Genomic DNA, 24,746 nt, shown 5'->3' with positions numbered 1-24,746 from the left:
CCGCCAGGGCCGAATTATTTTCCCCGGACAGCAGTGCGCGAAAGCGGGAATCCATTTTGCTCTGATGCATCCTTAAAATGGATTCCCGCTTTCGCGGGAATGACGGCCATAGAGCTTCTGGCGCTTTTCGAGTCACGGCATCGACAGGCGACGCGAAGTGCTTGTGATCCATCATGTCGCCATGGATTTCGCAAAACGCATGCCGGACAGCAGTGAGCTTTCGCTGGAATGACGTCGTTTTAGCTTTCCCGCAAAAACGGCGAAAATTTCCCCGGACAGCAGTGAGCGAAGGCCGGAATCCAGTCGAAAATGGCGTGCGCAGCACATGACATAAGGGTGTTGCGTGCTTCGCACGACGCACTTAACTGGATTCCAGCTTTCGCTGGAACGACGAAGAGGGAGCTTCCGGCCATGAAAAGATCTTGGACGTAAGTTGCACTTGCTAGCGCGCCGCCAAACGCGCCTGCACTTCGGCATAAATCCGCGCACGCTTGGCGGAAAACCAGCCCAGCACGCCGGTCACCGGCATCGGCTGCAAGCCGGCCAGGCGCGCATGGGCCACACGCAGCAGGTGCGCGCGATGAAATTCCGCAAACGCATCGGCCAGCACCGGCGTCTGGAACGGCGGTTCCACAAATTCGTCCATGATGGTGCCGAGTACGGATGCGGCGCGGCGTGCAATATCGCTATTGGCGTTCGCCACGTTCGCATCGTTCTGTGGCACGTGGTACGCGCCCTCGATGGCGCACGCGAGCCGGTGGAATTCCGTGGCGTGCAAGGGCCGGCAATAAATCGGCGTTTTTGCGCGCGCCGTCAGCCACGCCTGGTCCACGCGCGCCAGCGCGCCGGAGTTGTTGGTGGCGATGTCCAGCGCATCGCTATAGCTATAGCCGTACTCGCCCATCAGTTCGATGGCCAGTTCCTCGCGTACCATCGGCTCGCCGCGGCGCAAGCCGTCGCGGCCATACCAGCGGATGTATTCGGGTGTGACCTGCATGAAACTGCCGCGCTGCGGACGGCTGAACACGCGTTCTTCCACTTCGCCATGCAACTGCGGATGCACGGCGCGCATGCCGGCGGCGCGCGCGGCCAGCAGGCGATCCATCAGCACCTCGGCGGTGACCAGCTCGTGGTGATAATCGCCATACAGACTGTCGTCATCGACGTGCGCGAAATACACAAAGCGGATGTGCCGCACCACGCGCATGGCACGCCGTGCGCGCTTGGCCGGATCGAACAGACGGCGCTTCCACGCACGACCGTCCTGCACGGCGCGGGCACCGTGCGCGGAGGGCAAATCGCTGAGCAAACGGCCGACTTCGCGATCGGAAACGTGAGCAGTAGTCACTTTGTTGCCATCTGAAGAACGCGTCGAAAAATCCGATTCACACACACCGACATCCTCGAACTGCGAGCGCACGGCCACCCATGCCGCTGCTCGGCGCATTGAAGAATCCCGTGCCTGCCCACCTACGGCCGCACGCGGCCACGCGCATGGAAGCACACGCTCCCATACGCTGTGGACAGCCTTGCGAATACCTTCGCGGTGAACGGATCAGCCGGGCGGGGAAAGCCGGCCGATGCCTCAAACTCCGTGCGCCAGGAATAGCCCGATGTGTTAGGGCCGAATCATTCGCATGAACGCTCTGCGTTCATGCGGGATCCGTACGCATCGAAAGCCACCGTGAATCCGCGAATGCCAGTGGGGGAATTGCTTCGCGGGATTGCACTCGTCCATGCGCTGCACCGTTGGGGACGGCAGGCAGGCATACACGCCCTGGGAAGCGCGCATTATAACGAGAACTGCGTCACAAACGTTAAATTCATGACCTATGGCCCATGCATTTTTCAAGCATACGTATGCTTTGCCCGGGTGCATCCATTGCCTACGCCGAGGGTGGCCCTTTCAGCTCAACCATGTTGCCTTGCGGATCAAACAGATAAATGGAAGGGCCTTCGCCCTTGGCGCCATAACGGCTACCGATCTCGCCCACCCGCACGCCGTGCGCCTGCAGGTGCGCCAGGATGGCGGCTTCGTCGTAATCGGCCACGCTCAGGCATAGGTGATCCAGGTTGTGCCCCTCCGTGCCCGGCCCTTTGCCGCCGTGGCGGCCCAGCTTGCCGTCGATGCTGACCAGGTCGATCAACGACTGGCCCGCACGCAGCTGCGTCAGGCCAATTTCCTCCTGGCGGCGCTCCACGCTGCAGCCGAGCACGTCGCAATAGAAGGCCTGCATGGCCGGCACGTCATAGGCGCGCAGGACGACGTGGTCGAGCTGTTCGAGGCGGAACGGCGGTTTGTTCATCCAGTTAGCTCCGCTCATTGCGAAATGCCCTGTCTCGTCGTCATTCCGGTGGCCGGAATGACGACGCCCTTATTGCATGCGACAAGGCCGGCGCGAGGTATAATGCGCGCCTTGACGTACATGGTGGGAGAAGCGGGCAAGCACCCGCTGCCGAAGGCGCAACGCCCGTAATCGCTCAGGCCCCATACCGCCATCTACCCAAGACTCTGGAGAGACCGGTTCAATCCGGCGCCGAAGGGGCACGAAGCACAGGGTTTAGCGAACCTGCTCTTCCAAACTCTCAGGCAAAAGGACAGAGGGGCGCCCCGCGTGCGGCCTGCACGTTTTCTTCGGACGCCCTTGCCCATGAGCCAGAACAACTCCCCTTCCCTGCGCGACCTCGAACACCACGACGCGTTCATCGAGCGCCACATCGGTCCCAACGATGCCGAAATCGCACAGATGCTCAGCGCGATCGGCTACGACTCGCTGGAAGCGATGACCGACGCCATCGTGCCGGACCAGATCAAATCGCAAGCACCGCTGGCGCTGCCGGCAAGCATCACGGAAGAAGAAGCGCTGGCGAAGATCCGTGCCATCGCGCGCAAGAACAAGGTGTTCAAGAACTTCATCGGCCAGGGTTACTACGGCACGCTCACGCCGAACGTCATCCTGCGCAATATTCTGGAAAACCCCGCGTGGTACACGGCATATACGCCGTACCAGGCCGAGATCTCGCAAGGCCGCATGGAAGCGCTGATCAACTTCCAGACCATGGTGGCCGACCTCACCGGCATGGACATCTCCAATGCCTCGCTGCTGGACGAAGCCACCGCCGCCGGCGAAGCGATGACCCTGGCCAAGCGCTCGGCGAAATCCAGGAGCAACGTGTTCTTCGTCGCCAGCGACGTGCATCCGCAAACGCTGGAAGTGCTGCATACGCGCGCTGACGGCGTGGGCATCGAACTGCACGTGGGTGAACCGGCGGACGCGTCCAAGGTGGACAGCTTCGGCGTGTTGCTGCAGTACCCGAACACCTATGGCCAGATCGGCGACTATCGCGCGGTGGCCGAAGCGGTCCATGCACGCGGCGGCATCGTTGCCGTCGCTACGGATTTGCTCGCGCTGACCTTGATCGCCTCGCCCGGTTCGTGGGGCGCGGACATTGTGATCGGCAACAGCCAGCGCTTTGGCGTGCCGTTCGGTTTCGGCGGCCCGCACGCTGCTTATCTAGCTTGCCGCGATGCGTACAAGCGCTCCATGCCGGGCCGCCTGATCGGCGTATCGGTGGACGTGGAAGGCAAGCCGGCCTATCGCCTCACCCTGCAGACACGCGAGCAGCACATTCGCCGCGAGAAGGCGACATCCAACATCTGTACCGCACAGGTGCTGCTGGCGGTGATGGCCAGCATGTACGCGGTGTATCACGGCCCGGATGGCCTCAAGCGCATTGCCTACCGCACGCATCGCTTTGCCGCCATTCTTGCCGCAGCACTGCGTCGCGCCGGTTTGACGGTCGGCACCGACTTCTTCGACACGCTGCACATCACCAACGTGGATGCCGATGCGATCCACGCCAAGGCTGCCAGTGCCGGATTGAATCTGCGCCAGATCCATGGCCAGAGCGTAGGCATCAGCCTTGATGAAACCACCACGCGCGCCGACGTCATGGCGCTGGCCAAGTTGTTCAGTGCCGAGATCGTCGACATCGACGAAGCAAACGCCAGCACGCCGGACGAACTTCCAAAAGCACTGCTGCGCAAGGAAGCCTTCCTGCAGCATCCGGTGTTCAACACGCACCACAGCGAACACGAACTGCTGCGCTACATGCGCTCGCTGGCCGACAAGGACCTGGCGCTGGATCGCACCATGATTCCGTTGGGCAGCTGCACCATGAAGCTCAACGCCACCGCCGAAATGATTCCGGTGACCTGGCCGGAATTCTCCAGCATCCATCCGCTCGCTCCCGCCGACCAGACGCAAGGCTACAAGCAGCTGGTCGACGAACTGGAAGCCATGCTGGTGGAATGCACCGGCTACGATGCGGTAAGCCTGCAGCCGAACTCCGGCGCGCAAGGCGAATACGCCGGTTTGCTCGCCATTCGCGCCTACCACCGCTCGCGCGGCGACGATAAGCGCGACATCTGCCTGATTCCGGAATCCGCGCACGGCACCAACCCCGCTTCCGCGCAGATGTGCGGCATGACGGTGGTAGTCACCAAGTGCGACAGCAACGGCAACGTGGACGTCGAAGACATCCGCGCCAAGGCGGAGAAGTATTCCGACCGCCTCGCCGCGCTGATGATCACCTACCCCTCCACGCACGGCGTGTTCGAGGAAGACGTAGTACGTATCTGCGAGATCGTGCACCAGCATGGCGGCCAGGTGTATACCGACGGCGCCAACATGAACGCGCTGGTCGGCCTGGCCAAGCCCGGCAAGTGGGGCTCGGACGTTTCGCACCTCAACCTGCACAAGACCTTCTGCATTCCGCACGGCGGTGGCGGCCCGGGCGTGGGCCCGTGTGCGGTGAAATCGCATCTCGCGCCGTTCCTGCCGCGCACGCTCGGCGGCGAAGGCAAGGTGGGCATGGTCAGCGCAGCCAGCTTCGGCAGCGCCAGCATCCTGCCGATCTCGTGGATGTACATCGCGCTGATGGGCCAGCAGGGTCTGCGCAAGGCCACGCAGGTGGCGCTGCTCAACGCCAACTACATCGCCAGGCGCCTGGCCTCGCATTACGAAACGCTCTACACGGGCCGCAACGGCCTGGTCGCGCACGAATGCATCCTCGACCTGCGTCCGCTCAAGGACAGCACCGGCATCAGCGCCGAAGACGTGGCCAAACGCCTGATCGATTTCGGCTTCCACGCACCGACGCTGAGCTTCCCCGTGCCCGGCACGCTGATGGTGGAACCGACCGAAAGCGAATCGATGCACGAGCTGGATCGCTTCATCGACGCGATGATCCAGATACGCGACGAAATCCGCGCGATCGAAGACGGCCGCCTGGACCGCGAAGACAACCCGCTGAAAAATGCGCCGCATACCGCCACCATGGTGACCGGCACGGAGTGGACGCACGCCTATCCGCGCGAACTGGCTGCGTTCCCGCTGCCGAGCCTGAAGCTGCAGAAGTACTGGTCGCCGGTGGCGCGCGTGGACAACGTCTACGGCGACAAGAACGTGATGTGCGCTTGCATTCCGGTAGACGCGTATAAGGAAGAGGCGGAGGTGTAAGCCGCTTTGGCATCACACAGGAAACCCCGCTTCATGCGGGGTTTCCTGTAGGGCGGATTCGCATCGAATGACGCTTGTTTGAATGCTTGCGACGATCCATCCGGCCTACGGGACAGCGTGCGCCGGCACGGGACAATGCACGCTTGCGCAGATCACGCGCAACAACTCCGATTCCGCCGGGGTCACCACGCCATCCGCACGAATCGCGCTCAGCAAACTCTGGACGACGATTTCCTTGGCCGCAGGCATCAGCCGATCCAGGTCATCCAGCGCGCTATCGAAAGGCGCCTGCCAATCCAGCGGCAAGGCCTGCCATAGGGCGGCCGCACCGGGAAAAGCCTGGTTCATCGCCAACAACCATGCACGACGCGCGGCGGCCTCGTCGTTGGCACCATAAGTGGCCACGACGGCGCAAACGAGTGCCACGCTGTCGCGACAGGCCGGTAGCTTTTTCTGTCCGTCGACCGGTGCGCTGCGCGGCTTGCATGCTTCCAGCAAATGCATGCGCAGCAATCGCACCAGGCAGTAATCATCCAGGCCTACCAGCGGGTCGATGCCGACCACGCCATCGAGCGTCTCCAGCAAGGTCTGCTGGCGCCCCTGCGGCAGTTGCTTGAGCGCAGGAAAAGCCAGCGACAGCAGCGGCATGTGCGAAGTGGGCGGCAGCGCTTCCATTTCGACGGCGAACTCGCTCGCCGTCGATTGCACATCGTCGCCGAAAGCATTCGCGACCAGCCTGGCCTGTCTTGCGCGAAGCTCCTGGTGCCTGGACATGACGAGCGCCAGCACGACAGCGATCGCGGATTCGGGCTGCCTGACCGCCTCTCTCAAGCGGGTGAACGTGTCTCGCGTCGAAACCGTGGCGTGCGGGACGGATTCCACCACGGCAGTGGCCGCCGGCGCCGCAGCCACCTGCGTGGCCGCCACCACCGCGCCTATCACCGGGCCACCGGGCCACTCCAGTGGCGGCAATTCACGGGGGGGCTGCATCGCACCGTCATGAGCGGCCGAAGCCGCCTGGACTTTTGCCTTGAGCTCTACCAATTGCTGCTCGCGGAAATAAGGCTCCAACAGGCGAATGCGTTCCATCAAAGGCGGATGCGTGGCAAACCATGCGCTGAAATGATCCACATCGCCAAGCATCATGTGCGCGATTTCATGGCGATTGGCGATTTGCAAACGCGAACCTTCCGCCGACGCGGCAATTTTCTTCAACGCACCGGCAATGCCACCGGTTTGCCGCGTGAATTGCACGGCGCATGCATCGGCAAGCGTTTCGCGCGATCGCGCCACGCCCGCCTGGATCAAGCGGCCGAAGAAATGCCCGATCGAACCGATGAGCATCAGCGCAATGCCGATCAGGAACCACGCCGACAACCGGTTGCGGTCGTCCTCGCTGTCCCAGATACCGGTATTGCCTCGCGACCAGGTCATCTGCCGGCCGATGATCGACAGCGCCATGATGCCGAACAGCAATCCCATCAAGCGAATATTAAGTCGCATATCGCCGTTCAATACATGGCTGAACTCGTGGGCGATGACGCCTTGCAGTTCATCACGCGTCAGCTTGTCCAGGCATCCTCGTGTCACGCAGATGGCGGCATCGGAAGGCGAGTAGCCGGCCGCGAATGCATTGATGCCGGGCTCGTCCGGCATCAAATAGATATCGGGCACGGGCGTGCCCGAAGCAATCGCCACTTCCTCAATGACGTTACGCAATTGGCGCAGCGCCGGATCCTGCGTGTCCGGCGGCACCGGCTCTCCGCCCACATCCTCCGCCACCGCCTTGCCACCGGCGGAAAGACTGCTGATGCGATATGCCGCGCAGCCGGCGATCAGGCCAAGCACGGCGAGTGTGCTGATGGCCAGCAGCGAAGCATGCGGGATCTTCACCCAAGGTCCCACCACCACCGCCACCAGCATGTCCACGGCAAACACGATGGCGAGTACGGCCGCGACGAAAAGCATGACCAGCACGCGGGTGCTTTCCCGTACGCGCGCCTGTTCCGCAAAAAAGTCCATCCCGCCCCCAGGTCAGGAACGCTGTATGCCTACCGACGACATCGATCGATCAAGCGAAGGAAACTTTAGGTGCTTCACGCACCGCCGCGTCTTCGATATTGAGCGGGTGAGCTTGCGTGAAGCTGAAGCTGCTGGCGATGAAGGAACTCGGAAACATTTCGCAACGGTTGTTGTACGTCATTACCGAGTCGTTATAAGCCTGCCTGGCAAAGGCCACGCGATTCTCCGTGGAAGTCAGTTCCTCGGAAAGCTGCGCCATGGTTTCGTTGGCCTTCAAGTCCGGATACGCCTCGCTGACGGCAAACAGCCGGCCGAGACTTTGATTCAAACCGGTCTCGCTGGCGGCAAGCTGCGCCATCGCAGCGGGATCGCCTGGCTTTTCCTTTGCATCGGCCAAGCCTTTGACGGCCATGTTGCGCGCCTGGATAACGGCCTCCAGCGTGCCGCGTTCGTGCGCGAGATAAGCCTTGGCGGTTTCGACCAGGTTGGGGATCAGGTCGTGCCGGCGCGTCAGCTGCACGTCGATCTGCGCAAACGCATTTTTATAACTGTTCCGCGCGGTGACCAGCCCGTTGTAGAGCGACACCACATAGCCGACAACCAGCACGATCAGCGCCAAAAAGACCAGCAGACCCATGGCCATTCCCCCTTAGCGACGCCGCACCGCGTCGTGAAAACGAGCATAGCATAGGGTTGCCAGGGGAAATGTGGCGCCAAAAACGCCAAGGAGGCCCTGATCTATTCCGTTTGCGCGGCGCAGGAAAATGGCCGTCTTGGCCAGCTGCGCGGCACGGCCTGCGGGCCTTTCAACCTGTCCGGACCACACTGTATGCGGGTACGCGGAATAGACCGGAGCTTCCCTAGATCATCCGTTTTTTTACCGGTGCGCCGGGCGGCGGATCGAGACCGCCACGCGCTCCGCTTGCCACCGTGCTGCCGGACAAACGCTGCTTGCGCGTTTCTTGCTGGCGAAGCCGATTGAGATGGGTACCACCTGCCTGATACGTGTCACCGTTTTCAGGCATGGACAGCGCCGCTTCCTCACCTGCCGGATTGCCGATCGCTTCCCGCTCGTTGTCTTCATCGCCGAAACCGTGATGCGGGAGCGCCTGTCCGGTACCACTGATGCCACCGGCGCCGCCGGCCTTCTTCATCGCCTGGGCGGCGACGCTGGACTGCGTTCCGTCGGCACTCTGGCGATATGCCGTTTTTCCGCGAGGACTACCGCTGCGTTGATCGGATGAACGATGCTCAACCATGACGCCTCTGCTCCGTCGAACGAGACGCACAGGATGCACTTGCGCAAGTCAGCAGTACGTAGAAATAGGGTTTATGGGTGCGCGCGTCATCCCATGTGAAACAAACCGGAGGCACGACGGATGCGGTTGCCTGCGTGCTTCGTCACCACGCCTGCCCGCCATGTGCCCAAACGCATGCTTCCTTTGGTGGACACATGATTGGAAAAGCTAGCCCTGCACGGGCACGCGGCCCAGCCCGGTAGATGCCGCCGGGGCCGACTCGTAGCGATTGCGCCCTTTGCTCTTGGCGCGATAGAGCGCGCGATCGGCTTGGTCCAGCATGACCACAGGATCCATCGGCGTTTGCGCTACCTGGCTCGAAATACCAATGCTCACCGTGACATATCCCGACGGGCAATTCGGATGAACGATCTGCAATCGCTCGATCGCCTGTATCAAGCGCTGCGCGACGTCTTGCGCAACATCCATCGTGGTATCCACCAGCACCACGGCGAACTCTTCGCCGCCATAGCGCGCCACCACGTCATGGGCACGCACCCGGCTGCTGCTCAGCGCGCAAGCCACCTGTACCAGGCAGGCATCGCCGGCAATATGGCCGAGACTGTCGTTGTATTGTTTGAAGAAATCGATATCGATCATCAACACCGAGCAGTAACTTCCGCTGCTTCGCCCCTCTTCCAGCGCTTCGCGCAAGCGCGTATCGAGCATGGCGCGATTGGCGATGCCGGTAAGCGGATCGCGTCCCACCTGCTGTTCCAGCCGCCACGTGCTCAGGTCCACGGCTCGCTGCCGGTCCAGGCTGCGGCTTTGAATGAACGCCATGCGCAAGCCGTAGAACAGGACCGCGGCACTCCCCGCCAGCAAGCTGGGGACCAGGCTGACGCGCGAGGTGCTGATGCTGAGCATCACCACCACCATCGTCAGGATGATCGGCGCGAACGAGGAGATGGTTTGCGAGACCGCCAGCGAGGGATGGTACGCACGCAACCAGCGCGGCGGCTGCCGCACCGCCACCAGCACCACCAGCGCATGGGGAATGTCGATCAGCGAGCCGGCCCACCATGGCAGACCATGCATTTCGAGACGGTTGTAGATCGCTGCAACCGCGGCATTGACCAGCAGATGCGCACTCGCCGCGTAATAGAAATAGCGCCAGCGAAAACTGCGCGCGCCGAGCAGGCGCAGTATCGCCATGCCGGCCAGTGAAAAGTCGATCGCATCGGCCAGATAGAGCACCACGTAAATACTGGCGGGGTCCGAGGCCAACGGTCCACTGAGCAGTTTGGTAAAAAACAGATACAGCAGCGCCGCCACCATGCAGGACAACACCAGATCCAGCACGGCCACCGTGCGCGCTTCATCCGGCGCAAACGAACGGGTGACCATGAACATGCAAGGGATCACATACAGGCTGGAAAGAACCGTCGCGAGCGCAGCCAGATAACCGCTTTGGTCGCCCACTGTCATGGCCAGCACATTGGTGCCTGCCCATAGCACCTGCATCTGCAGCGCCAGCCCCATCAGCAGCCACGGCAAACGGAGCAGCGCCGGGCTGCGCCGATAGCGCATGAAAGCCGCCCATACCGCCGCCGCCATGACCGCGATCATGGCCAGCTGGGGCAGCACGGCTTCGGCGTGGCCACTCCATTTCGCCAGGCCTAGGTGGGCGATCAGCAGCAGGACGACTAGCCAGACAGCAAACAAATCATTTCCCCCTGAAAGCTATGGCAAGCGCGGTGATACGGCACCCATGGACAAAATGCGTCACGTGCGCAGGCGCACGGTCCGCCACCGGGCAACCCGAACGCGAGCAGGTCATCGGCGAATTGAGCCCACCCACCGACCACCCCGCGCAACACCCGCCAATGCCGTGGATACAGCAAGCAAGTTACGGGCCTTGCACTTCAGCCTTGTTCCAAACGGAAATATTGGCGGCACAACCGTTGCTTCATGCTTGTTTTCCTGATGCCCACGCTGGGAGCGGCCGCGATGAGCTCGATTGAAAACAAGCTGGAACTCGATAACGACACCTACAAAACGCTGCTGGAATCGACGCGGGCGATTCCCTGGAAAATCGATTGGGAAACCATGCGGTTTGCGTATATCGGGCCGCAGATCGAGGACCTGCTGGGCTGGGCGCCTGACAGCTGGGTGTCGGTTCAGGACTGGGCGGATCGCATTCATATGGAAGATCGCGAATGGGCCGTGAACTTCTGTGTGGCGCAATCCAAAGCCGGCGTGGATCATGAGGCCGATTATCGCGCCTTGAAAAAGAACGGCGACTACGTATGGATTCGCGACGTAGTGCACGTAGTGCGCCGTGACGACGGCGCGGTCGATTCGCTGGTCGGCTTCATGTTCGACATCAGCGAACGCAAGCGCACCGAAGAGCAGCTCGCGGCGCTGCGCCGCGAACTGGAAGAACTATCGTTCAAGGACGGCCTCACGGGTGTTGCCAACCGCCGCCGCTTCGATATGGTGATGGAAGCGGAGTGGAACAACGCCTGCCGCCATAAACAGCCATTGTCGCTGCTGTTGCTGGATATCGATTTCTTCAAGCAATACAACGACCGTTACGGGCATCTGGACGGCGACCAATGCCTGAAGCGGGTAGCCAGACTGATCACCCTGGCGGCTGATCGCCCACGTGATTTCGTCGCGCGCTTCGGCGGCGAGGAGTTCGTCGCCGTGCTTCCCGATACCCATGAAAGCGAGGCCTACAAGATCGCCTCGCGCTGCCGTGACTTGATTGCCGGCGAACATATTCCGCACGAAGGCTCGGCGATCGGCAAGTACGTCACCGTCAGCATCGGGCTCGGCACCATGAGTCCCGAATGCAGCGATGAAACGCATGCATTCATCAAATCGATCGACCGGCGCCTGTATGAAGCGAAACAGCGAGGGCGAAACACCATCGTCAACGGCTGACGGCCGGGCTCGTTGCTGTGACCCGCTCACCGCATACGCCGCTACGGCGTGCGGTTGGTCAATGATCGCAACACCTGCTCCAGCGACACGCTACCGAAACATCGCTGCGAGGCCTCATGCTCGAAATCGATCCACCCCTCGTTGAAACCATCGAGCATCCGCATACGTGGTTCCGGATGCTGCATGCCCTGGCGGCGAAACAGTTGCTCCCAACTATCGCGCGCCACCATGTCCGCGCGCACGGCATGTCCCAGCGCGGCGGCATAGCCGTCAGCAATGTCGTTAGCGCTGTAGCGGCGCGGCCCTTCCAGTTCGACCACGTGCACACCGTGCCAGTGATCCATCAACATCTGCGCTGCAAGGCGGCCGATATCGGCCGTGGCCACCATGGGGATGGGATGCGCCAACGGCTGCAGGAAACTGGGAATGACGCCGCTCCTGGCCGAGGCAAGGTCCCATTTGGCGTTTTCCATGAACCAGGCAGCGCGCAGAAAACCCACCGGCATATCCAGCTGGCGCAAAGCCGCTTCGACCATCCGGGAATTGTTGAGCAGCGAGAATTGCTCGACGTGCGCGCCTACCGTGGACAGGAATACCAGCTTTCCTGGCGCAGCCGTTTCGGCCGCTATCGTCAGGGCATCGATAATCTTGCTTATCTCCGGAAAACCAGGCGCAGGATCGTAATCGGGTGGAATCATCACGAAAACACCGTCCACACCCGCGAAGGCTTTGGCGAGGCTGGCCGCATCCTGCACGGACGCCTGCGCCACCTCGCATCCTGCCGCCACCCATTCGGCGGCTTTTGCGGCATCACGTACCAGCACGCGCACTTGTTGGCCCGCGTCCAGCAGGTTTCGCGCCACCTGACTGCCTACCTGCCCCGTTACACCCATGACAGCAAACATTTTCAATTCTCCATCCCAGCAGGCAACCTGCCATCGCGATGGACGGCATTCTCCGCCCCGGGCCATCATTTCGCGATAACATGAATGTCATGATATTCATGACAGAAAGGCATCAGCGTGGCCTTTGACGAACGCCTGTTGAATGGCATGAGCGTACTGTGCGCGGTCGTCGACACCGGCAGTTTCGCCGGCGCCGGCGAAACACTGGACATGTCGCAGTCCGGTGTCAGCCGCGCCATCGCACGGCTGGAAGCTCGGCTCGGCGTACGCTTGTTCGATCGCACCACGCGCTCAGTCAGTCTGACCGACGAAGGCCGGCGCCTTTACGCGCAAGTCATGCCGCTGCTCAGTGGGCTGGAAGAAGCCGCCAGCTCCGCAAGACAAGGACGCAGCGTCGTGCGCGGGCGCTTGCGCGTCAACATGGATCCTTTCTTTTCACGCATCACGCTCGCCCCCAAGCTGGGCGCCTTCCTGCAAAAGCATCCGGAACTGGAATTGGAACTGGTCACGCGCGACAAACTGGGCGACATGGTGGCCGAAGGCTTCGACCTGGCCGTCCGTTTTGGCGAACCGCAGCCATCGAGCCTGATCGCGCGCAAGCTACTGGAAACCCGCATCCTCACCGTCGCCTCGCCCGCGTACCTCAAGCGCCACGGCCGTCCTGGCATGCCTACCGATCTTGCCAGCCATGGACACATCTGCATCCAGTATCGCGATCCTGAAACGGGTCGCCCGTTCGAGTGGGAGTTTCATCGCGGTCGCAAAAAAATCCCTGTCGCCACGCATGGCCCCCTTACCGTCAACGATGTGGGAACCATGCACAGCGTTTGCGCTGCGGGCTATGGCATCGCGCAAGTCATGGCGTTTGGCGTGGAGCCATGGCTGGCCAGCGGCAAATTGGTCGACCTCTTTCCCGATTGGCCGGATGAACGGTTTCCGCTGTATGCGCTGTATCCCTCACGGCAGTACGTGCCGGCCAAGACGCGCGCTTTCCTGGACTTCGTCGCGGCGCTTCAGCATTGAACGCCCATGACGCAAGATGACTTCGTCCGCGTCATACCGATGCCGCGATGAATTCCCGCAGCCATTGATGCGCCGGATCACGATGCACGCGTTCGTGCCAAAGCATGGACATTTCGTAGCCAGGTACGTCGACGGGTGCATCCACCACTTTCAGCTGGCGATGGTCACGAACCAGGCGTGCCGGCAACATCGCCACGAGATCGGTATGGGCCACCGCCTCGCGCACGAACAGGAAATGCGGGACGGAAAGCACGACTTTGCGCGCCATGCCCGCTCTCGCCAGCGCTTCATCGGTAACGCCCAGGAACCCGCCACCGTCCGGCGAGACGATGACATGCTCGAGCTGGCAGAACTGCTTCGGCGTGGGCCGCCGCTGCAAACGCGGATGACCGGCACGCCCCACCAGCACGTATCGCTCCTTGAACAGCGTACGGCGGCGCAAGCCGAGCGGTGAGCCTGCGGTGGTGTGAAAAGCCAGATCAATCTCGCCCTGCTCCGCCTGCCTGGCGATGCGCGCCGGCATCATTTCCACCACAGCCAGCCGCGTCGCCGGTGCCGCGGCGCGCAGGCCGTGCAAGGCAGGCAGCACGATGGTGGATTCGCCGTAGTCGGTGGCGGCAATACGCCAGGTATGAGTGGCTTCGGCCGGATCGAAGGGTTTGACTGGCGCGATGGCGCCGTTGAGCGCCTCCAAGGCTTGGCGCAGCGGCTCGCGCAAGGCTTCTGCACGTGCGGTCGGGCGCATGCCGCGGGGACCCGGCAGCAACAACGGATCGCCGAAGAAATCCCGCAGTTTGGCAAGCTGAATGCTCACCGCGGGCTGCGAGAAGCTCAACCGCTCCGCCGCACGGGTAACGTTGCGCTCGGCAAGCAGCGCGTCGAGGCTGAGCAGCAGGTTGAGATCCAAGCGCCTGAGATTACTCATGGCAATACCAGGAATATTTGAAATTAATTTCCAATATACCTGATTCGTTCCTATGCTGCGGGCATTCCAAAGCATGAAAGGTCCCGCCATGAATGTATTGCTCGTCTACGCGCACCCGGAGCCCAAATCGCTGAACGGTGCCTTGAAGGATTTCGCCGTAAAGCGCCTGGAAGCCGCCGGGCACACCGTGCAGGTTTCCGACCTGTATGCCATGCAATGGAAAGCGGTGTTGGCTGAAGACGACAGTCTCGACGGCAAGCTTGGCGATCGCTTCGAGCCGTCACGCGACTCCAGGCATGCCTATCAAAACGGGCGGCAGCGCGAAGACATCGCACACGAGCAGGAAAAGCTGCGCTGGGCCGATACCGTGATCCTGCAATTTCCGCTGTGGTGGTTTTCGATGCCGGCGATCATGAAAGGCTGGATCGAGCGCGTGTATGCCTACGGTTTTGCATACGGCGTCGGCGAGCACTCCGACACGCATTGGGGCGACCGCTACGGCGAAGGCACGCTGGCCGGCAAGCGTGCGATGCTGATCGTTACCACCGGCGGCTGGGATTCGCATTACAGCCCGCGCGGCATCAATGGCCCGATCAACGACATTCTGTTTCCCATCCAGCACGGCGTGCTGTATTACCCGGGCTTTGACGTGTTGCCGCCTTACGTGATCTATCGAACCGGCCGGATGGATGACGTGAGATTGGCAAAGATTTGCCAGGAGTTAGGTGAGCGCCTGGATAGTCTCGAAAAGACCGCACCGATACCGTTCCGCAGGCAGAATGCCGGTGATTACGAGATACCCTCGCTGACCTTGCGTGACGATATAGCACCAGAGCAATCGGGATTCGGCATACACGTCGAAGACGGGAGCCAGCAAGGCATCCTGACGAAGCAGCGCAGGCTGGGATGAGAATGCCTGCAATACGAAACAACCGGCGGGGGTTGCCGTCTCCACTTAGTCACTGAAGCGTCAGAGGGGGCCACCCCTTTCTCTTGCGCCTTCTCCGCTTTGCCCGACACGCACCGCTGGCGCGGAATCGGGGATGCTGCGAATAACCCATCTAGCAATCACAAACGGCCTAAGCACGAAAAACAATCCGCATGCTATCTGCACAAGGTAGAGCGCCGCATTGATCTTACCCACGTCGCCTAGCACGTCGAACGCCGAAGCGTTGTTCCAACGCGACATGGATATCGCCCTTAGCCATAAGTCGACCAGCGGAATCGCCGAAGCCTTCAACCACCACAACCCCATCAACACGCAGCCGGCCACGATGATGTGGCCCAACGAGAGCGTGGCGTTTTGTGGCTGAGGGATGCCTGATAGCGCTGCCGTGGCTAACGAAGCACTGAACATCCATACCAGGGCGGCAGTCGCCAGGAACACGACCACCACTATGACGGCTATCCATAGTGAGTTACCGCCCGGGGACGGGTTGAATCGTTCGATGGCCGTTGCAATGGCAAAGGATTGAATGCTGCCCCATACCAGCCATAAGGCAAACAACCGTAAGCCCGGCTACAAAATGCTTTGGTGTCATCGTCATCTCTCCGTGTCGCAAAAACCTTCCTTGCTGCTGGCACGAAGAATGCCGTCACCTTGATCGAACACAGGTGTGACGCTTTTCCATACACAGCAAAAAGGCCCCGAAAGGAGCCCTTTTGTTGAATCTTCGCAAACACCCTGTGCTTACGCAAACGGATCATCCAACACGATCGTGTCGTCACGATCCGCACCTGTCGCTACGATGGCCAGGCGGCAACCAGACAACTCTTCGACTGCACGCAGATAAGCACGCGCCGCCGGCGGCAGCTTGTTCCAGTCGCGGATGCCGGCGGTGGATTCGCTCCAGCCGGGGAATTCCAGGTAGACCGGCTTGCATTCGGCCCAGCCGTCGGCATCGAGCGGGGCGAGCTCGCGGCGCTTGCCGCGGTATTCGTAGGCGATGCACACCTTGATGGTTTCCAGGCCGTCGAGCACGTCGAGCTTGGTGATGGCCAGGCCGTTGATGCCGTTGATCTGCACCGCGCGCTTGAGTGCCACCAGGTCGATCCAGCCGCAGCGGCGCGGACGGCCGGTGCTGGCGCCGAATTCGTTGCCGACCTTGCGCAGGCGCTCGCCCATGTCGTCGTGCAGTTCGGTCGGGAACGGACCGCCGCCGACGCGCGTGGCGTAGGCCTTGCAGATGCCGAGCACGTAGTCGATATCGCCCGCGCCCACGCCGGTACCGGCGAGCGCGCCGCCCACCGTGGTGTTGCTGCTGGTGACGTAGGGATAGGTGCCGTGGTCGATATCGAGCAAGGCGCCTTGCGCACCTTCGTACAGGATGTTGCCGCCTTCCTTGCGCACGTCGTGCAGGATGGTGGCGACGTCGTCGACCATCGGGCGGATGAACTCGCCATAGGCGATCGCGTCATCCAGCACTTTCTGGTAGTCCACCGGCTCGGCCTTCAGCCACTGGGTGAGGATGAAGTTGTGGTATTCGACCGCGCACTTGATCAGATCGGGCAGTTCGTGCGGATACATCAGGTCGGCCACACGCACGCTGCGGCGCGCGACCTTGTCTTCATAAGCCGGGCCGATGCCGCGGCCGGTGGTGCCGATGGCCTTGCCGCCAGCGGCGACTTCGCGCGCCTTATCGACGGCGATGTGGTAGGGCATGATCAGCGGCGTGGCCGGGCTGATCTTCAGGCGCGGACGCACGTTCACGCCCTGCGCTTCCAGCTCTTCGATTTCCTGCTTGAGCGCGGCGGGCGACAGCACCACGCCGTTGCCGATCAGGCACAGCGCGTCGTCGCGCAGGATACCGGAAGGAATCAGGTGCAACACGGTCTTCTTGCCCTTGATGACCAGGGTGTGGCCGGCGTTGTGGCCACCCTGGAAACGTGCCACCGCGCCGACGCGCTCAGTCAACAGGTCGACGATCTTGCCTTTGCCTTCGTCGCCCCACTGTGCGCCAAGAATTACGACTGACTTGCCCATGATGCTTCTCGCTCTAAAGCGTTCCGATCGGCGGAACGGGTAAATGGAAAACCTAAGCCACGGTGATGACCGCGTGGTGAAACCTGTTCAATGCATCAGCCGCAACGTCAGCAGGCCGATGCCGATGGCAATCGCGCCGCAGACGCGCAAGACGCGCGGCTCCATCTTCGACGCTTCGCGCATCACCGACTGCCAGCCATGCGGCGCGGCGAACAGCACCAGGCCTTCGATCACCAGCACCAGGCACAGCGCCGCGTAGAAATCGCGTGGCATGGCCTTGGCTCAGCGACGCGTCGGCGCAGCGGCCGGGTTGCCGAAATAACGCAGGAACTCCGAATCCGGCCTGAGGATGATGGTGCCCCTGCCGTCGCCAAAAGATTTCTTGTAGGCCTGCAGGCTGCGGTAGAAAGCAAAGAAATCCGGGTCCTGCGCATACGCCTGCGCGTAGATCTGCGCGGCTTGCGCATCGCCCTCGCCTTTCACCTTGTCCGCATCGCTTTCGGCGTTGGCGCGGATCACCTGCGCTTGCGCCTGGGTCTGTGCCTTGATCGCTTCGGCCTCTTGCTTGCCTTCCGCGCGGATGGCGGCGGCCTGCTGCTGGCGCTCGGTCTGCATGCGCTTGTAAACCGCTGCCTTGACGTCATCGGGAAATTCGATGCCGGTGATGCGCACGTCCACCACCGAGACGCCCAGCGTCTTCTGCGTCTGCTCGTTGGCCTGCTGCAGCGTGCTCGCGGCGATGTCGCCCCGTCCCCCGGCGATCAGCTGGTCCATGGAATGAGCATTGACGATGCTGCGCAGGGCGTTGCTGATGATCGGGCTCAGGCGCTGGCCGGCCTGCAGTTCATCGCCACCGCTGGCGCGGTAGTAGTCAGCCGCATTGGCGATGCGCCACTTCACGTAGTAGCTGACATTGATGCTTTGCTTGTCGGACGTGGCGTAGCGCTGCGGCGCACCGTCGTAGGACAGGATGCGGTCGTCCAGCGTCAGCGTCTGCTGCAGCAGCGGCACCTTGGCGTGCAGGCCGGGCTGGCGGTCGGTGCGGAGGATCTTGCCGAATTGCAGCACCATCACCTGCTGGCCTTCGCCCACGGTATAGAAGCTGTTGAATCCCAGCAGAAGGAGCAGAACGACGATGATCGCGGCAGTGGTCTTCATGGCTGCTTCCCCTTGTCCGCATCGTCGTTGAGGGGCGGCGCCACCGTGCCGACGCCCGGCAGGCTGGCGGTGGGCGGCGTTTCGCCGCGAGCGCCTTCGATATTGATGACGCTGCGTCCATCGGAGCCGTCGATGACCTTGTTGCTGGCGTGCAGGATGTCTTCCATGGTTTCCAGCCACAGGCGGCGGCGGGTGACGTCAGGTGCCGCGCGGTATTCCTTGAGAATCAGGTTGAAGCGCTCGGCGTCGCCTTGCGCGCGCGCGACGCGCTCGGCCTTATAGGCATCTGCCTCGGCGGCCAGGCGCTTGGCATCGCCCTTGGCGGCGGGAACATCCTGGCTGGTGTTGGCCTTGGCCTGGTCAATAAGGCCCTGGCGATCCTGGCGCGCGGCAATCACGTCGTCGAACGCGTCCTTGACTTCCTGCGGCGGCGTGATGGCCTGCAGGCTCACGTCGGTCACTTGCAGGCCGCAGTCATACGCATCGAGGGTGTGCTGCAGTTGATCGCGCACCTGGTGCTGCAAGGTGCCCAGGTGCGGCGCCGGCGCATTGGCGTCGCCCTGGCCGGTGAGGATGTCATCCATGGATTGCGCCCCGATCACCGCACGCACGGCGGCTTGCGCGGCCTCGTTCAGCGTGCCGTCCGGATCGCGCGCACTGAACAGGTATTTCTGCGGATTCGTCACCTGGTACTGCACGTTGAAATCGACCGTGACGATGTCCTGGTCGCGGGTAAGCATGCGGATCTGGTCGGACATGGCACGTACGCGCGAGGTCGCCACCGGCTGTACACCTTCGATCGGCGCCGGCAGCTTCAGATGGAAGCCGGGACCGAGGGTGCGTACGTAGGCGCCAAACCGCTGCACCACGCCCACCTGTCCCGTGCCGATCACGGCGTAGCTGGTGAGCAGCAGCCAGGCCAGCAGGATGGCGACGACGATGGTGAGAATGCCGCCCGGGCCACCCATCCGCCCGATACGCTTGAACAGATCCTTGAGCGCCGCCTCGACGCCAGGCTTGTTACCGCCGGCACCGCGCTTGTTCTTGTTCCATGGATCGCGCTGCCCGTTGCCGGGTTCGTTCCAGGCCATGGTCAGTCTCCTTGAGGCCGCTGGGAGGCCGGCAGCAATGGCCGGAAAACGCTGGGGTCAGAATGGGACATGGTGACGGATGGTGGGCGTGCAAGCACCCGTTGGGGTGGCGCACAAACGGTCGCATTCTAGCAGAGACGGACGACGGTAAGCCCGCTCTTCAGCATCGAGGAGGCATTGTAGCTTTGCCGGCTGGGATGAAATCCCGGCACAGGCCGGCACGGCGAGGCTGGAATTTCATTCCGGCCTATGGCGTGGCGTCGGGATTGCCCAGCAATCCGCGCAGCAACTCCACCTCCTGTCCTTGCCCGCCCGCCAGCGGTGCCAGCACGCTGCGCGGCGCATCGATGCGCAGGCGCCAGCCTTCTTCGTCCACCGCTTCTTCCGCAATCGCGCCCACCGCACGCAAGCGTGCATGCAGGCGGCCGGCCGAAAGCGGCAAGCGCAATTCGGACTGCACGCGCTCGCCACCCAGGCATTCGCCCAGCGCTTCGCGCAACACATCCAGCCCCACACCAGTCGCCGCGGACAGCCATACCTGCTGCGGCACGCCTTCCGCGTTGCGCACGATGCGAGGTTCGCCGCCGGTGAGGTCGATCTTGTTCATCACGTGCAACTGCGGCACGTCGCCTGCGCCGATTTCTTCCAGCACCTGGTCGACCACCTGATGCAGGCGCTCGCGTTCTTCATCCGCCGCGTCGCTGACGTGCAAAAGCAGGTCCGCATCGCGCGCTTCGGCCAGCGTGCCGCGGAAGGCGGCGACCAGGTCGTGCGGCAATTCACGGATGAAGCCCACGGTATCGGCCAGCACCGCTGGGCCGCAGCTCAAGTCCTCGAGCTTGCGTACGGTGGGATCGAGCGTGGCGAACAGCTGGTTGGCGGCGTAGACATCGCCCTGCGTGAGCACATTGAAGAGCGTGGATTTGCCGGCATTGGTGTAGCCGACCAGGGCCACGCGCGGCACCGTATTGCGCAAGCGCGCACGACGCTGCTGGCTGCGCTGGGTCTGCACCTTCTCCAGGCGCTTGGTGAGCATCTTCACGCGCTCGCCGAGCAGGCGGCGGTCGGTTTCCAGCTGCGTTTCGCCCGGACCGCGCAGGCCAATGGCACCGCCGCGCTGGCGCTCCAGGTGGGTCCAGCCGCGTACCAGGCGGGTGGCCAGGTGCTTGAGCTGGGCCAGTTCCACTTCCAGCTTGCCTTCGTGGGAACGGGCGCGCTGGGCGAAAATGTCCAGGATGAGGCCGGCGCGATCGACCACGCGCACGTTGAGCAGCTTTTCCAGGTTGCGCTCCTGCACGGGCGACAGCAGATGGTCGACCAGCACCACGTCCGCCTCCAGCGCGCGCACGGCCTCGGCCACTTCGTCGGCCTTGCCGGTGCCGATGTAGTAGCGGGGATTGGGGGTCTCCACGCGCGCGGGAACGCTGGCCAGCACTTCGGCGCCAGCCGACTTCACGAGTTCGACGAACTCCTCCGCGCGCTCCGCCGCATCGCCTTCCCCCCGCGAATGCGGGAGGACCAATACAGCCCGTTCGCCTTTCTTCTGCCTATCGAACAGAGTGAATCAACCTTCGCTTTCGACCGACGCGTGCTCGAGATGGGCTTCGTGGCCTTCGTGACCTTCGTGGCCGTTGCCCACGCGCACGTTGCGGCTCGGCACCACGGTGGAGATGGCGTGTTTGTAGACCATCTGGCTGACCTGGTTGCGCAGCAACACCACGAACTGATCGAAGGATTCGATCGTGCCCTGCAGCTTGATGCCATTCACCAGATAGATGGCGACCGGTACGCGCTCACGGCGCAATGCGTTTAGAAATGGATCTTGCAAGGATTGCCCTTTTGACATTTTTGTTCTCCCCCTCATCCACGGATGGGCCGGAAAAAAAGCGACGCCAATTGGCGCCCCGGCCCGAGTTCCCCGGAATGTTAACCGCTTTTAAATCGAGTATGAAAGGGTTTTGTAAGTGATGACAAAGGCATAACGAAATGACGTCATCTTTTTTACAAGCAGCTCTCACTTTGCCCCAGGAACAAACCCACGGCATCCCTTGCCTGCGCCGCCAGATTGCCCCGTTCCGGATCGAGCATGCGCGCATCGAGTTCGCTGCGCAGCCAGGTGATCTGCCGCTTGGCGAGCTGCCGGGTCGCGAAAATACCTCTGTCGCGCAGTTCGGCAGCATCGTAGCGGCCATCCAGGTGCTCCCAGGCCTGGCGGTAACCCACGGCGCGCAAGGCCGGCAGGTCCGGGGCGAGATCGCCGCGCCGGCGCAAGGCACGCACTTCGTCCAGCAGGCCGTGCCGCAGCATGTCCTCGAAGCGCTGGGCGATGCGGGCGTGCAGCGGTGCGCGGTCCTGCGGCACCAGCGCCAGCTTCAATACGCGCCAGGGAAACGGCTGGCCACGCCCACCCTGTTGTTGCGCACTGAGTGGCTGGCCGGTCAGCGTGATCACTTCCAACGCGCGCTGGATGCGTTGTGCGTCCCCCGGCTTGATGCGCGCGGCGGCTTGCGGATCGCATTCGGCCAACCGGCGATGCATCCCGTCCCAGCCGATGGCGGCAGCGTCTTGCGCCAGCTGCGCGCGTACGCCGGCATCCGCGTCCGGCAAGTGGGACAAGCCTCGTTGCAGCGCGCGGAAGTACAAACCGGTGCCGCCGACCAGCAGGGGAACACGTCCCGCGTCGGCGATGCGATGCATGGCCACCTGAGCGTCGACGCTGAAGTCGGCAGCCGAGTACGGCTCGGCTGGATCGCGGATATCGATCAAGGCGTGCGGATAGCGCGAGAGCGTCGCGGGATCCGGCTTGGCCGCGCCGATGTCCAGGCCACGATACACCAGTGCGGAATCCACGCTGATGAGTCCAAGCGGAAAACGCTCGCTCAAGGCGCACGCAAGCGCGGTCTTGCCCGACGCGGTCGGGCCCATCAGGAATATGGCGAGCGGGCGACGATCGACAGGCATCCGCACAGTCTAGCGGCTCGGCTTGGAAGTCAGCCCTGCACCAGGTTTACAAAGTTGTGCACCCGGCCGGCGATGACGCGTTGAACCGCGAGTCTCCATCGCCAGGACCCGCCCGTGCCGCTTTCCCTGCCCCGTCCATCGTGCCTGTTGCTCGCCGCAGGCTTGTGCGCCATCGCGCAAGCTTCTGCGCAAACCTCCACCCAAGGCGCGGACTTCAGCGGCATCTGGCAACTCAACGACAAGCAAAGCGACAGCGCCGCGGTGATCACGCAACGGCTGCATGCGGAGAAAAAACACGAGCAGGCCCCTTCGTCGCGTCCCGCTTCGGCAACTTCCAGCGGCGCGCCGGCCGCCGCTTCGAACGGTGGCTTTGGCGGACGCGGCGGGTATGGCCTGGGTGGCAGGCATATGGGCGGTGGCCGCCATGGCAATCACGATTCCCAGGCTTCCCCGAGCAGCAGCAAGAGTGCCCCCGCCAAGGATCCGACGCCGCCGTTGCTCGCCGACGATTCGTTCTTGAATGTGCAGCAGAACAGCCAGGGCCTGCGGGTGGACTACAACAACACCGATCGCCTCGATACGCGTTTCGATGGCATGGAACATCAATCGCTCAACAGCAATGCACGCGTGCGGACGCAACTCATGCCAGGCGGCATGGAGTTGTCCATGGCATTCGACGATGGCACGCGTTTGAAGGAGACCTGGGTGCGATCGGGCGATGGCCATCATTTGACCGTTAGCGAAACGTGGTGGACGAACGATTTGCAGGAACCGATCGTTTTCAAGCGCAGCTACGATCGATTGGACCTTTGAGCCGGCCTGCCCAGCATGGCCGCGGAAAGCTGCCTTCAACGGGGCTCGACGCATGAAAAACATTCCGTGTTGGCAACACCCGGCAACCCACGGCCATGAAATGAAGAAGCGCTCGACCAGGGAAATCGGCGACCAGCCGGACAAGCCGGCGAATGGCCTAGTCATGCCGCAGCGCGTCAGACATCCGCTGTAGGTGCGACTTTATAATGCGTGCTTCCCCGCCCCTGGATGTCGTTCCCCATGCCGCAAACGATGAAAGCCCTGGTCAAGCGCCTGCCTGAAAAGGGCATCTGGATGGAAGAAGTGCCGGTGCCCGAGATCGGCCCGAACGAGGTGCTGATCAAACTGGAAAAGACCGCGATCTGCGGCACCGACCTGCACATCTACAAGTGGGACGAGTGGTCCCAGCGCACCATCAGGCCCGGCCTTACCATCGGCCACGAATTCGTCGGCCGCATCGTTGATATCGGCCCGGGCGTGACCGGTTACAAAGTCGGCGACCGTGTTTCCGCCGAAGGCCATATCGTGTGCGGCCATTGCCGCAACTGCCGCGCCGGTCGCCAGCACCTGTGCCCGAACACCGTCGGCATCGGCGTGAACCGCAATGGCGCGTTTGCCGAATACATGAGCATGCCGGCCTCCAACCTGTGGCCGATTCCGGATCAGATCCCGTCGGAACTGGCCGCTTTCTTCGATCCCTACGGCAACGCCGCGCACTGCGCGCTGGAATTCGACATGGTGGGCGAAGACGTGCTGATCACCGGCGCCGGCCCGATCGGCATCATCGCCGCCGGCATCGCCAAGCACGTGGGCGCACGCAACGTGGTGGTGACCGACGTCAACGATTACCGCCTGAAGCTCGCCGCCGACATGGGCGCCACGCGCGTGGTGAACGTGTCGAACCAGTCGCTGAAGGACGTGATGAAAGACCTGCACATGGAAGGCTTCGACGTGGGCCTGGAAATGAGCGGCAACCAGCGCGCCTTCAACGACATGCTGGAGTGCATGTACCACGGCGGCAAGGTCGCGCTGCTCGGCATCCTGCCCAAGGGCGCCGGCATCGACTGGGACCGGGTGATCTTCAAGGGTCTTACCCTGCAAGGCATCTACGGCCGCCGCATGTACGAGACCTGGTACAAGATGACCCAGATGGTGC

23 protein-coding genes and 1 riboswitch are annotated in these 24,746 nt (G+C 62.6%); of the genes, 6 read left to right on the top strand and 17 right to left on the bottom strand.

Annotation, left to right across the window (positions count from 1 at the left end):
* From V7M64_RS19165 to V7M64_RS19155, 3 genes are all read right to left on the bottom strand, one after another.
* Positions 1–361: hypothetical protein (locus V7M64_RS19165; RefSeq protein ID WP_333681376.1), on the bottom strand; the 361-nt coding region annotated here is incomplete at its 3' end.
* An 81-nt stretch (positions 362–442) separates the two neighbouring features.
* On the bottom strand, positions 443–1,447 hold the full coding sequence (locus V7M64_RS19160; RefSeq protein WP_333681375.1) for a hypothetical protein: 1,005 nt from the start codon (positions 1,445–1,447) through the stop codon (positions 443–445).
* A 439-nt stretch (positions 1,448–1,886) separates the two neighbouring features.
* On the bottom strand, positions 1,887–2,306 hold the full coding sequence (locus V7M64_RS19155) for a VOC family protein (protein ID WP_333681373.1): 420 nt from the start codon (positions 2,304–2,306) through the stop codon (positions 1,887–1,889).
* 196 nt (positions 2,307–2,502) lie between these two features.
* Positions 2,503–2,612, top strand: a riboswitch (glycine riboswitch).
* A 39-nt stretch (positions 2,613–2,651) separates the two neighbouring features.
* Here V7M64_RS19155 and gcvP point away from each other — a divergent pair.
* A complete protein-coding gene (gene gcvP, locus V7M64_RS19150; protein ID WP_333681372.1) occupies positions 2,652–5,522 on the top strand; it encodes an aminomethyl-transferring glycine dehydrogenase in 2,871 nt (956 codons plus the stop codon).
* Between the two features lie 105 nt (positions 5,523–5,627).
* Here the strand turns inward: gcvP and V7M64_RS19145 are convergent, their stop codons facing one another.
* The 4 genes from V7M64_RS19145 to V7M64_RS19130 all read right to left on the bottom strand — a co-directional run bounded on the left by V7M64_RS19145 (position 5,628) and on the right by V7M64_RS19130 (position 10,507).
* Positions 5,628–7,490, bottom strand: coding sequence for a M48 family metallopeptidase (locus tag V7M64_RS19145; protein WP_333681383.1), 1,863 nt, complete (start codon positions 7,488–7,490; stop codon positions 5,628–5,630).
* A gap of 103 nt (positions 7,491–7,593) precedes the next feature.
* Entirely contained in the window at positions 7,594–8,181 is a 588-nt protein-coding gene (locus tag V7M64_RS19140) for a LemA family protein (protein ID WP_333681371.1), read from the bottom strand.
* Positions 8,182–8,404: 223 nt separating this feature from the next.
* Complete coding sequence (locus V7M64_RS19135; RefSeq protein ID WP_333681370.1) at positions 8,405–8,803, bottom strand: hypothetical protein; 399 nt, start codon at positions 8,801–8,803, stop codon at positions 8,405–8,407.
* 207 nt (positions 8,804–9,010) lie between these two features.
* A complete protein-coding gene (locus tag V7M64_RS19130) occupies positions 9,011–10,507 on the bottom strand; it encodes a GGDEF domain-containing protein (RefSeq protein WP_333681369.1) in 1,497 nt (498 codons plus the stop codon).
* A 285-nt stretch (positions 10,508–10,792) separates the two neighbouring features.
* Here V7M64_RS19130 and V7M64_RS19125 point away from each other — a divergent pair, with 285 nt between their 5' ends.
* Complete coding sequence (locus V7M64_RS19125) at positions 10,793–11,731, top strand: diguanylate cyclase (protein WP_333681368.1); 939 nt, start codon at positions 10,793–10,795, stop codon at positions 11,729–11,731.
* A gap of 41 nt (positions 11,732–11,772) precedes the next feature.
* On the opposite strand, the gene V7M64_RS19120 is transcribed toward V7M64_RS19125, so the two are convergent.
* Positions 11,773–12,636 (bottom strand): NmrA family NAD(P)-binding protein, encoded by an 864-nt coding sequence (locus V7M64_RS19120; RefSeq protein WP_333681367.1) that lies wholly within the window; start codon positions 12,634–12,636, stop codon positions 11,773–11,775.
* A 117-nt stretch (positions 12,637–12,753) separates the two neighbouring features.
* Here V7M64_RS19120 and V7M64_RS19115 point away from each other — a divergent pair, with 117 nt between their 5' ends.
* Positions 12,754–13,659, top strand: coding sequence for a LysR family transcriptional regulator (locus V7M64_RS19115; protein ID WP_333681366.1), 906 nt, complete (start codon positions 12,754–12,756; stop codon positions 13,657–13,659).
* 31 nt (positions 13,660–13,690) lie between these two features.
* Here the strand turns inward: V7M64_RS19115 and V7M64_RS19110 are convergent, their stop codons facing one another.
* Positions 13,691–14,584 carry a LysR family transcriptional regulator gene (locus V7M64_RS19110; RefSeq protein ID WP_333681364.1) on the bottom strand — a complete coding sequence of 298 codons (894 nt, stop codon included), beginning with the start codon at positions 14,582–14,584 and terminating at the stop codon, positions 13,691–13,693.
* 88 nt (positions 14,585–14,672) lie between these two features.
* Here V7M64_RS19110 and V7M64_RS19105 point away from each other — a divergent pair, with 88 nt between their 5' ends.
* The gene (locus V7M64_RS19105) at positions 14,673–15,494 is read left to right on the top strand and encodes an NAD(P)H-dependent oxidoreductase (RefSeq protein WP_333681382.1); all 822 of its coding nucleotides are present in this window, start codon (positions 14,673–14,675) and stop codon (positions 15,492–15,494) included.
* Between the two features lie 60 nt (positions 15,495–15,554).
* Here the strand turns inward: V7M64_RS19105 and V7M64_RS19100 are convergent, their stop codons facing one another.
* From V7M64_RS19100 to miaA, 8 genes are all read right to left on the bottom strand, one after another.
* Entirely contained in the window at positions 15,555–16,091 is a 537-nt protein-coding gene (locus V7M64_RS19100) for a hypothetical protein (protein WP_333681362.1), read from the bottom strand.
* A gap of 183 nt (positions 16,092–16,274) precedes the next feature.
* A complete protein-coding gene (locus tag V7M64_RS19095; protein ID WP_333681360.1) occupies positions 16,275–17,567 on the bottom strand; it encodes an adenylosuccinate synthase in 1,293 nt (430 codons plus the stop codon).
* A gap of 87 nt (positions 17,568–17,654) precedes the next feature.
* Entirely contained in the window at positions 17,655–17,840 is a 186-nt protein-coding gene (locus tag V7M64_RS19090; RefSeq protein WP_333681358.1) for a DUF2065 domain-containing protein, read from the bottom strand.
* Between the two features lie 9 nt (positions 17,841–17,849).
* Positions 17,850–18,725, bottom strand: coding sequence for a protease modulator HflC (hflC, locus tag V7M64_RS19085; protein ID WP_333681356.1), 876 nt, complete (start codon positions 18,723–18,725; stop codon positions 17,850–17,852).
* Positions 18,722–19,816: an FtsH protease activity modulator HflK gene (hflK, locus tag V7M64_RS19080; RefSeq protein WP_333681354.1), complete on the bottom strand. Its 1,095-nt coding sequence runs from the start codon at positions 19,814–19,816 to the stop codon at positions 18,722–18,724. Before hflK ends, hflC begins: the two co-directional genes overlap by 4 nt.
* Positions 19,817–20,063: 247 nt before the next feature.
* A complete protein-coding gene (hflX, locus tag V7M64_RS19075; RefSeq protein ID WP_333681380.1) occupies positions 20,064–21,374 on the bottom strand; it encodes a ribosome rescue GTPase HflX in 1,311 nt (436 codons plus the stop codon).
* Positions 21,375–21,380: 6 nt separating this feature from the next.
* Entirely contained in the window at positions 21,381–21,662 is a 282-nt protein-coding gene (hfq, locus tag V7M64_RS19070; RefSeq protein ID WP_188796912.1) for an RNA chaperone Hfq, read from the bottom strand.
* Positions 21,663–21,817: 155 nt separating this feature from the next.
* Positions 21,818–22,777, bottom strand: a complete 960-nt coding sequence (gene miaA, locus V7M64_RS19065) for a tRNA (adenosine(37)-N6)-dimethylallyltransferase MiaA (RefSeq protein ID WP_333681351.1) — start codon at positions 22,775–22,777, stop codon at positions 21,818–21,820.
* A gap of 114 nt (positions 22,778–22,891) precedes the next feature.
* Between miaA and V7M64_RS19060 the strand changes: the two genes are divergently transcribed.
* Together V7M64_RS19060 and tdh are read left to right on the top strand one after the other, a co-directional pair.
* Positions 22,892–23,590: a hypothetical protein gene (locus V7M64_RS19060; RefSeq protein ID WP_333681350.1), complete on the top strand. Its 699-nt coding sequence runs from the start codon at positions 22,892–22,894 to the stop codon at positions 23,588–23,590.
* 252 nt (positions 23,591–23,842) lie between these two features.
* On the top strand, positions 23,843–24,746 hold a 904-nt coding region (gene tdh, locus V7M64_RS19055; protein WP_333681378.1), incomplete at its 3' end, for an L-threonine 3-dehydrogenase.

Source organism: Dyella sp. (genome assembly GCF_036746095.1).
Lineage (GTDB): Bacteria > Pseudomonadota > Gammaproteobacteria > Xanthomonadales > Rhodanobacteraceae > Dyella_B.
Note: the sequence above shows the minus strand (reverse complement) of the source record. Positions and strands in the feature narration are given on the sequence as shown.